The organism is Parendozoicomonas callyspongiae (assembly GCF_023502345.1).
GTDB classification, from domain to species: Bacteria; Pseudomonadota; Gammaproteobacteria; order Pseudomonadales; family Endozoicomonadaceae; genus Sansalvadorimonas; species Sansalvadorimonas callyspongiae.
On the sequence record NZ_JAMFLX010000050.1, the window covers coordinates 1 to 10,344 of the forward strand.

At 46.3% G+C, this 10,344-nt stretch carries 7 protein-coding genes; all 7 read right to left on the reverse strand.

The window, feature by feature from the left end; genetic code table 11:
• Positions 1 to 438, reverse strand: a 438-nt coding sequence (locus M3P05_RS19700) for a HEPN domain-containing protein (RefSeq protein WP_249701833.1), incomplete at its 3' end; no start/stop codon positions are given.
• An 82-nt stretch (positions 439 to 520) separates the two neighbouring features.
• The gene (locus M3P05_RS19705) at positions 521 to 1,120 is read right to left on the reverse strand and encodes a hypothetical protein (protein ID WP_249701834.1); all 600 of its coding nucleotides are present in this window, start codon (positions 1,118 to 1,120) and stop codon (positions 521 to 523) included.
• 111 nt (positions 1,121 to 1,231) lie between these two features.
• On the reverse strand, positions 1,232 to 2,251 hold the full coding sequence (locus M3P05_RS19710; protein WP_249701835.1) for a phospholipase D family protein: 1,020 nt from the start codon (positions 2,249 to 2,251) through the stop codon (positions 1,232 to 1,234).
• 35 nt (positions 2,252 to 2,286) lie between these two features.
• A complete protein-coding gene (locus M3P05_RS19715; RefSeq protein ID WP_249701836.1) occupies positions 2,287 to 3,618 on the reverse strand; it encodes an McrC family protein in 1,332 nt (443 codons plus the stop codon).
• Entirely contained in the window at positions 3,618 to 6,050 is a 2,433-nt protein-coding gene (locus tag M3P05_RS19720) for an McrB family protein (protein WP_249701837.1), read from the reverse strand. Before M3P05_RS19720 ends, M3P05_RS19715 begins: the two co-directional genes overlap by 1 nt.
• Before the next feature lie 86 nt (positions 6,051 to 6,136).
• Positions 6,137 to 6,646 (reverse strand): hypothetical protein, encoded by a 510-nt coding sequence (locus tag M3P05_RS19725; RefSeq protein ID WP_249701838.1) that lies wholly within the window; start codon positions 6,644 to 6,646, stop codon positions 6,137 to 6,139.
• Between the two features lie 23 nt (positions 6,647 to 6,669).
• Positions 6,670 to 10,344, reverse strand: a 3,675-nt coding sequence (locus M3P05_RS19730) for an RNA-directed DNA polymerase (protein ID WP_249701839.1), incomplete at its 5' end; no start/stop codon positions are given.

A 10,344-nucleotide genomic window follows, 5' to 3' on the forward strand; every position in this document is an offset into this window, starting at 1 on the left:
GTTAATATTAACCTCCATACGGTGTACAGCCTCTCCACGTTTTTTGATCCATGAGTTGAGTTGGGCACAAGCTGCTTCGGGGTCAACATTAGGCCACTGCCAGTTTTTTGTGACATCTTTACCGAAGTAGTCTTTGAACAGATTTCTGGTCTTACAGGAATCTGGTGTATGGAAACGCTTCAGTTCCGTCTGAAAATTCTTCTCCAAGTAACTTCCGACATGGCTACCCTGAAGGACACTGAATTTTCTCTCGAACAGCTCGCAGGCAACATCTTCTACATAGGTTTCCCAGGCAGTCAAAATCATAACCAGTGTCGCTCGCTTTAAGACATCCGGGGCAGGTTCCTCGGTCTCACTGCGATTGATATCGTCATAGCACTTCAGCAGGTTGCTGACATCTTCTTGTGCAACCAAATAGTGTTCATAGGCTTTGAACATTCTTGTCCTTTATCCTTTGTGTCCGTTCTATCTGTGTGGTCTTGAAATTTTGAGGAGGAGATATTGGCTATAGCTATATCAATTACTCAGATTTGAACTCACAAACCCGGCAGAACTTTTCCATCTTCATGGTGAGCACGCCGTTGTTGTCAGTTATCTTGGTAGCTACCCAAACGCAATCATTATTCAGGTCAACGCCCCAGGAAGTGCCCCCTCTTTGCCAGTCGTTATTGTTGAATACAACGTACATGGTCTTCCCGGCTTTGGCTTCGAGATATTTGCCAAGAGCCTCTTTGGCATTTCTCTTTCTGGTAGAGCTGTCCTCAATATTGAAGGTGGCTTCATTCCAGAGGGTCATCTCTCTGGTGCCATCAGCAAGCAGAGATGCTTCATTTGCAAACTGGAAGCTGACAAGTTCACCCTTCTCAGTGTCTGCTCCCCAGGCGAATTTGTTGGTATCCCAACCCCAGTAGGTCAGTCCCATTACTTCGCATAGCTCACCCTTGTTCAGGATGTTGGATTTCACCTTTGCAGCGGGCTTGAGGGATGCCAATGCTTCACGGACAGCCATCTCGACATCGCTGGCATTTTTGGCCAGTGCATTCTTCAGTAGCTTCTCAAGCTCTTTCTTCTCGAACTTGCCAGATTGAATTTTTGCGATCAGATCTGAATATTGTGTCATAGAGAAACTCCTTAATTCTCAAACTTAAAATCTTCGAATGCTGTTACCCCAGAGTTTGCATAGCCCGGAGCCGTAACACATTATCGGGGTAACATTAGATTCTTGGGTTGATCACTCTTCCATTTCAGATATGACCGCTTGAAGAAAGTTACTCAAGCAGGTGTCGGCAGGTTCTACACTCCAGTGTTCATCATCTTCACTCCAGCGGAGGTCTGAGAACTCATCCCTGTCGAGAACCTTTCTGATGGCTTCTTTCGTGCCTGTATTGAGAAGAAAAGGTTCTGTATTCCGATGGTCTGTTCTGGTCTGTGCCGCCAGCTTGGTGTACTTGCCATCTCCTCTTATGCCATTGGGAACTACCTTGTCGACATATAGCCAGCATATATCCCCATTGGCCCGAGGCGAACCGTTCTGATTACAGCGCCAGAGGATAATCCAGTCACCTTCTTTGATTTTGTCATATTCCAGAAAGTGAGTTGAGTTTGTGAAGTAATCCGGCAATGGCGTGCCTTCAGCTTCAGGAATAGCTTCGCGTATAACTTCCTCGTTAAACTTTCCGCCTTCTCCTGTGAACCACGCGATGTGAACATTATCCAAACTGGAGAGTGAACATTTTGTAATGAGCGGAGAGTCTGTACATCCGATCTCCTCAACATCTGTTCCTGAGCTAACGGCTTCCTGCCAGTTCTTATACATCTGTTCAAGCTTCCGCATTTTGCTGACCTTAGTCGGGTAGGACTCTTCAGCTTCTTTTCTATAACGCTTGAATATACTCTTGGCTTTTTTGACTTCATCTTCATCAGTCAGTTCGACACCCGCTTCATGGTGTCCCTGATCAGACAAGCCGTTATCAGACAGGTTGGCACTACCCAAAAATACAGACTCTCCTCCCAGATACATTTTGGTGTGCAAGTTATCGAGGAGATGCACATTCTCATGCCCAAGCGTATCCATCAGTTCTTCGATGGCCCGAGGGTTAGAGCCAAGCATGGTGGAAACCACAACTTCGCTCAGGTTGTCTGTCTTGATGTGGGTATTCCACCCGGCACCAACAAAGGCCACGGCAATCTGGCTGGCCCGGACACGGTTTATGGCACCACGGATTTCGCAGGGTTTACTACAGATTTTCATAAGGAGTTCTGACTTCTTACGTCCTTGTCGGAGGGTTATATTTCGTTAGCAATTTCTGGCTGTGCGCGAAGTGGGCCGGAATAGAGGCTTGGTAATCTCAACCGTTCACTCTCAAGAGTCCTGCCGCCGATATCAAACGGCACCACCCAAAGCTTCAGGCTCTTGGAAAAGTCAAAGCTCTGCTGGATCGCTTCCCTGAACTGTTCAGTTCTTGGGTAAATGAGCATCATCTCACCCTGGCCTCCACAGTACTTATGACCGTAAGCAAACATCTGGTAGAAATCAGACTGGGAGAGACCCAGTTTGTCTTTGCCATTATCTTTTTCGCTATCCAGAAGTTTCCACTTGGTATCCAGTACCTGAACCACTTGTTTTCCCTTCATAATCAGCAGATCAGGTTTCAGGCGGAACCAGTGATTGCTTCCGTAATCCACAAGATACTTTGAGCTGGCCTGTTCTTTCAGGCTGAACGGTGGTTTGAGCTGTCGGCGCAGAATGCTGGCTACGTAGGACTCAAATACAGCCTCCATTGGGAACAGCAGGGAGACAGTCGTTTCCTTGCCATGCATGGAAAGGGGGGAGAACCCTTCCAGTATCAGCCGGGCCCAGGCCAGTGGAGATTTGTAGTAATCCATTCCGCGCCCAAGCTTCATCGCGGCAAAATCCTTTTTTATATTCCGGCTGGGAGGCACATTGTTGAAGGCAAAACTGAGCTCACGGCAAAGTTTCTGGTTTCTGTTGGAGTGGGCGTAGTTGGCAACCTTTATAAGGGCTGAGTGCAGCAAGCGGTTAACTGGCCGGTTTTGCAGATACTCATCATATTCCACATAAAAGCGATGCTGGTTTACCAGATTATGTTTCAGCTGTTGAGAAGGCAGAAGCTTGCCTTTCATAAAGGTCTGGTTGTCTTCCCGGCGAATATACTCAGAACGCAGGCCACGCTTTACCAGAAGGTTAACGCTCTGGAGAAACTGGCTGACAAATACCTCCAGCAGAGACATCTTCTGGGTTGCGACCAGAGCATCCGTAGTTTCAATGTTCCGGAAGGCGTGTAGATGCCTGAGCATATTCAGCAGGGATGCCCGGGCTTCCTGTTCACTTTCATTGTCAGCAGCGGATGTTTTGGGAAGCACTTCTATCTGCACATCCATCGGGGTATGGATTACCCCGACATAGTTGCGAACCTGCAAAGCCTTGAAACCACCCCATGAGCAGAGCCGGAGAAACGCTGGAGTTTCCTCGCTCTGGCTCAGACAGAGTATTTCCAGGTAATCGAATGCCTGTGCTGAGACCCGGGAGCATCGGCTATCTTCAGCTTCACAGCTGAGGTAACCGTATTCAAACACCGTGATAACGGAAACAGCCATCACTCACCGGAGCCACTGGTAATTTTGATATAAGCCTGAATATTATCCAGAGCCTCAGGATTGCGGCTGTAGGTGATATTGTCCCCAGCAAGAGCATCACCTTCATAGTTGCTGCCAAAGAGGGATTGCCCGGTTGCTTCGGTATTTTTCAGGATAAACTGCTCATCATCAGCTTTGGTCTGGTTATCCCAAAGCACCAGCCTGATCTTTTCCCAGTCTTCGAAAAAGTACTCTTCCAGGAGCGGAATGACTTTGTTCCTGAAAATAGAACCCAGCTCTTGCAACAAAGCCTGTTCATCATCAATACCTTTTAGCGGCATAAAGAATGCGTGCCCCAGGGTATGTTCCCGGTCATACAGGTACTCAATACGCTGGTTGATAACACGCAGCATGTTTCCGATATTCACAGGGCCAACCATGACACCGTTGAGAGGCTCGTAGTCAGGCATCATCTCCACAAAGTCAAACCGGCGGCGCAGTGCGGTATCCATCATGGCAAGGGAACGGTCTGCCGTATTCATGGTGCCAATAATATGGAGATTGGATGGAATAGAAAAATCATCCTTGGAGTAGGGCAGCTGAACAGTCAGTTCCTCGGGCTGGCCAGCCCGCTTGGAAGGCTCAATGAGGGTAATCAGCTCACCAAAAATTTTGGAAATATTGCCCCGGTTGATCTCATCAATAATCAGGACAAAATCATTTGCGGCTGTACTGGCGGGAACGTCAGAAAACTCTGGAACGCTGTACTCCTCCATCAGGTGTCTGAGAATTCCTTTCACATAGGAGCTGTTATAAATCCTGTCCAGGTTGGTTCTACGATAGAGGTTTTGGATATGCTCAATAGAAACAGGATACCCCCTGCCAAGGTCTTCATTGCTGGTTTGTTCTGGGAAAATGCGGAAGGTTCTGTTGCCATGGTATTCAACGCCAAACGAGTTTCCGCGCTGGGTTGTCAGTTCAATCCTGTCTTCACCGCCCAGTATTTCCTGTAGAGCCTGCAGAGCTTCGTCCAGACGTGAATTGGATTCTGTCACTCCAGAGGCAGCATCATCACAGATTCTCCGGAATATCCCGGATTCTATGTTGTAAGAAATCTGACCATCATCAGAACTGGCACGCAGCCCCTCAACAAACTCTTCATAACTGAAACTCTGGTGAAAGGTCACAAACCGAATGCGCTTCTGGCTTACCAGCTCATCATAGCGAGCCTTGAAGGCTGTACGGTGTTCAACAGTATTCGGGGCAGCGTCTGGATTGAATTCCGGGTCAGCTTTTCTGACTGCCAACTCAACTGTATGAAAGGTTTTACCTGTTCCCGGAGGGCCGTAGAGTATGGTGTTGGTGCCTGCCGGCATTGTGCTGCTGCTCCGGTAATCTGTTTGTTCGGTTGTTTTGGGCTCTGTAGATTCTGAGGAATTCTTTTTGGCTGATTTATTGATGTGGTAGACCCACTCATAGAAATGCCAGAGAGCAATATTTCGTTCCAGAACATCCCAATCATTGGCTATAAAAGGTTTGATGGCTGCCAGCAGGTTCTGGTTGTCCTGGCTCCAGTTGCCCGTCGACGAGATATCAGTCAGGAACTGTTTCTGCAGGGCATTGATAATCACTCCAGGGGCATGGTTAATTGCACCGCTGGTTTGTTTTTCAGGGTCTGCAGCACCAAAAACACGGTTGATCAGTGCCCGGTTGATGTGTTTGAAATCCCCTTCCTGGCTCCATCGGTCATAAATGCTTTGGTGATTCTCTGGTGAAGGGTCATTCAGAATGGAAAAAGTCAGTTCTTCCAGAAATGTTCTGTTCTGGAGAAACTCATTTTTTGAAATACCTCCCTGCCTCAAGCCTGCAATGCCGTTATCCCGTGAATACCAGAGCAGGCTCAGATCATCCTCTTCAGCAACTCCCGTTTCACGAACATGCGCCACTCGCTGGCAGGTGGTTTTGTATCTTTCCAGCCAGTCATTACTCCAGTCTTCGCTGTCATAACACCAGCGCAGCATAACCTCCAGGCTGTGTTTATCCCGGCTGGATTCCCAAAGACTATTCAGGCCGGAAATATACTGAGGCTGAATTTCAATACCCGATGACTGTGGGCTCCACTGCTGCTTCTCGAAAGCGCACTGCAGCAGAAGCATGGGCAAAGAACCCTGAGCCTGCTCCAGCCGTAGCTCATCAAAACGGAAACGTATACAGGTTCGCTCTTTGGTTGGGTCGCGGAAATCTGGTTCAAGAAAGCTTTCCTGCACCACGGTTCCACGGGCGATCAAGCCTCTGGGCTCCTCACCCAGCCGGATCAGGTAAATGGTATCGCCGGAAACAGGCTTCTTGCTATTACAGAACCAGGTGATTTCATCACCAACATTGTAATTTAGGCTTCCATCTTCGGAGCCTTCTCCCCCCAAGGCGAAGTGCTTGGGGTTCCAGGTTAACAAGTATGCGGGCATAGTGGTGTAGGAAATAGATTTAAATTTACTGTAGAGCCAGCCAAGTAATCACTGGCCGACTTGCGATATCAATGTCAGGCAGGGACAGCCTCGGCTTCAGTTACTACTTCTTCAATAGCATTGCTTTCATGAGAGTCTATAACTTTATTGATCAGTGACTTTAACTGTTCACTCCACTCTCCCCCATTAACTGTACTAGAGTGAGCAAGATGTGATTTATGGCGACTTAACTGACTTTCGATCGTGTTTATCCACTCTTCATCATCAGCATAAACATCCAGTATCTGCTCAAAGGCAAATAGCATCTTGGAGACAAACCAACGGTATTTTAAGTTGTCATCATTTTCAGTGTCACTTGGTGTGGTATACCCGCAACTGAAATGCGTATTTTCAAAGCACAAATCCAGGTAGCGATCATAAGCTGCATGAGCTATCGCTCGCTTGTTTTCAATTTTTGCAGCATTTATTTGTCTTACAGCCACAAATATGGCGAGTGCCGTTACAAGTGGAGCCGCGATACTTGCCCACTTAACCCAAAGCTCAACCTTGAGCAATGCTGCCAAGCCAGTTTCAAAACATGTCATACAAATTTTCCCTATTAAAATACTTAACCCATCACACCGGCAGGTTGGGTTTTCCTGGCTTTAGCAGAACACAGGCTTTCACCAAGCTTGTCCCTTCTGAAATCAAACATATTCATTTCAAAGGTATTGATGGAAACTTGGTTGTTGCCATGGGAGTGAGCTATTAAACGGTGATAGTGCTCTTTATAAGGAGCTTTGGCGCAAGAGCCTCCGAACTCTCCTGAGTTCACCAGCACAACAGGCTGATACATGTGGTAATGCAGAGCATCAATCATGGCATCAAAAGTATTGATATCCTGATTATGAGCAGAAACGATGTAGGCGTTTGATTTGTCGCGCAAGTCAGCACTGAGAGCAATGTCTGTTGAGTCATAACAGATGGAACCTGTTAGCATAAACCCTTTGTGGTCCGGAAAACGTTTGTGCTTAAGTTCCAGCATAAGTTGATATGGACGCCAGGGCTCTACACCGGTCTCTTTCTCCCATGATGTCATATGGTATTTGCCCTGAAGTCTTATCAGTTCCTTCTGTGAGGTGTTGCTTTTTCTTGGGATGATCCAGATAGCACAATTATTAGGGCCTTTAATATCAGGCTGATTAATAAAGGTCAGCCCGGCATAGATGATTGCATGGGTCTTTCGTGACAGGGCGATCAAAATATCCAAATCATCTTGGTGAACTGCCAGTTCTGGCCAGACAATAAGATCAACTGATGTTTCTGTTTTTTTATCGAGAGGTTTATCGCCCGTTCTTTGTGCATCAATATGACTGCAAACCAGCTTGGCTACATCTGCAATATGTCTCCTATGCCTTGAACGGTAAACAGGGTCATTAAGGAACAGGTCATATTTCTCAAAATCAGCGTTTCTGGGTAGCTTTGACTGTACCATTGCTACTGTTAAATTCTTCTTCGATTCTTCCCAGTCCAGATGGATTCTCTCTGGGAGAGCAGGCATTTCTGACTGCATGCAATAAAGCTTTTGCATTGTCTCCAAACGATCAGATACCAGCTTCTGTACATTATCCGCTGTAAGTTGGTCAGGCCATTTATAACCCTGTGAGTGCATGGATGAGCCTGGCCATGAGAGCATTCTTGAAAGCAGGGTTGTTAGCCAGTCAGATATCTTGGCTGATTCCCCTCCTAATGAGTGTGGCGTGGTAAACAGGCCAAGCATACGTTGGTACTGGCTGCTTTTTATACCTCTGTAACCTGTCTGTTCAGAGATGGATCTGTTGTGAGTGGTCCAGTCCTGTAAGCCCAGTAATACAGAGCGCATGCACATCGCAATACGCTGGAGCTTGAATGTATCCCCTTTACTATTGGTCAGGTGAGAACTCAGTTGGGTATGACTGGAATCTGCAAATTCAAGTTTCTCTATCTCTAGTTGTGCATCGAAAACGATGAGCTTGGGAGGGTTTGAATATTCAGCAAACTCTATCTTGGTATTAGTAAGGTCAATCCAGGATTCCGGGTTCTGTTCCTGTTCCCATTGGCTGTGTTTTAGGAGAGCATCAAACAGTTTTAACGCCATTATTTCATTAGTAAATGGGTTATCGCTTCGTTGTATCAGTCGTAGTAGAGATTGTGACCCCGTGATCTTTTCTAACGGCTTCAGAATTGGACGCTGATCAATCCCCCAGAGTTTTATGAGTACTTTTGTTTCATCATCTTTGACCCAGTCGTGACCAACAGCACGGGCATGCCAGACGAGAGACTTGAAAAACTCAAGTCGCTGTTCTGCTACCTTGGCCAGGATCTCAAGGGCACTGTCTTCACTGCTCTTTATCAGGCTGGCAACAGAGCGGATAAGAGGTTTGGTACTACCTGCCAGTTGTTCAGCCAGCAGAATGCAGGATGCGAGTTCAGATTTTGAAAGTGATTCCTCAATAGCAATCTGGCGAAAGCCTGAGATCAGTTTGAGTATAAGATCATGCTTTGGCTTGCTGCTGGGTATTTCCAGAGTACTATCAAGGCGGACCAGCAGCAGGAATTGAGCCTGTTCTGCCAGCAGATCGAAGCCATCTGATGACTTGCAAACCTTAACACCTTTGAGAATATTGGCAGCCTCTTGCTGCAAGAGTTCAAAAAATATATCAGTGTTAGCATGAACTGGTATCAGCTTTTGATCTTTGCCGTGGATAACAGTGGCTGCATGACGGAATATTTCTGCCAGACAGTAGCGTGCGACAGCTTTGATTTTTGGGCACTCACTGCTACTTAGTCGAGGCTCAAGTTGCTCTAATACAGGCTTGAGTAGACGGCTACATGGAAACAGTTCTAACCCTTTTTTTAATAAGAGAGTAAGCGAAGGGTTGTAACTCCAGGCTGAGACAAATCTCCTTGCAAAGAGTTCTTGCTGATAATCCCAGTCTCCAGCTTTCGGTTTGCCGTTTTTATCGACATCATGAGCGCTGAAATTTCGCACATTGCGTAAAAGCTTGGTTATGTTATTGGCTGCAAACCGTTTTAACGTATCTTCACGCAGGTCGATATGATCAGTGCCAACTTTCTCTAGTCGGTTAACCTGGCATTGGTCACCATCATTATGTCCTGCCCCTTTACTTTCCAGCGACAAAAGGGAGTTCAGGGTGCCGAGGTGGTTCTGAGCATCATCAAAAGCAACAGGGCCACTAAGTTGCCCTTGAATTGACGATAACTCGTTAGAAATGCCATGACTTTTGGTGCAGAAGGCATTTATCTTTGTCTTGTCTGGGTTGATTTCTAGATCTAAAGATTGGCCGTCTTTTGGCGCTGTGCTAATTAGGCCATCGATATATTTTTTGACGGCGTCCTTAATGTCCTGCTCAGTAATTCTCTCGTCGTTGTTACTTATTGGTGCAGAGACAACCAGCCGCATATCATCTACATAACGGCAATAATCTAATATTTTGACATGAAATGAATTTTCATCAGGGTTAATGTTACTGCCAACGGCGGAGCCAAGTTCGTTGTCAAACTCCAGCATATAGATATTTGCAAGAAATCCAGCAGAGACCAATCCTTGAGGTAAGCCATCAGGTGCTGTTGGAATTTTGTCAGAACTGCACACTTGCTCATAATGTGCCTTTGCAAGTTCAGACCACTCCCATTTGATAAATTGATCCAGCAGCGCATTACAGTACTGAGATGATTTACCTTCCTCTTCTCCACTTAGAGTCTTTATTTTTTCTGCCAGTAGTGGACGGGAAACCCGGTCAAAAAATTTAGAAAGATCCAATTCAAGAATGAATACTTCTTGACCATCATCCGTATCGTCTTTGCCTTTTTTTGCAAAGTAGTAAGGGCGATCAAGAAACTTTTGATAATCGACCGAGTATTTGCTGTATGAGGTGCTGGAACCATACTGGTGACGAGCTAAACCATCATCATCGTAATGGCAGTAAAGGCGATTGCCGTAACTAAACACACCTTTTTCATGGACTTTTTCAAAGTCTGTAGAAGGATCTCCTTGCTTTGTCTCTACAGTGTTTGCTAAACACATCATCAACAAGGTCATGACTGTCTGTTCACGGATGCCTACATGAGCAAGAGGTCTTAAATCTAGATCAGCCGGGTTTGATGGAGACCAAATGACACACTCTTCATTTCTGAGAAGAGGTGCCCCAAATTTTTTCTTATCCTCCTCTTCTTTGCTTTCTGGTTCCTTAAACTCCCATTTACAATTTTTGGGTGCAGGTACCAGTTGCAAGGGACTGAA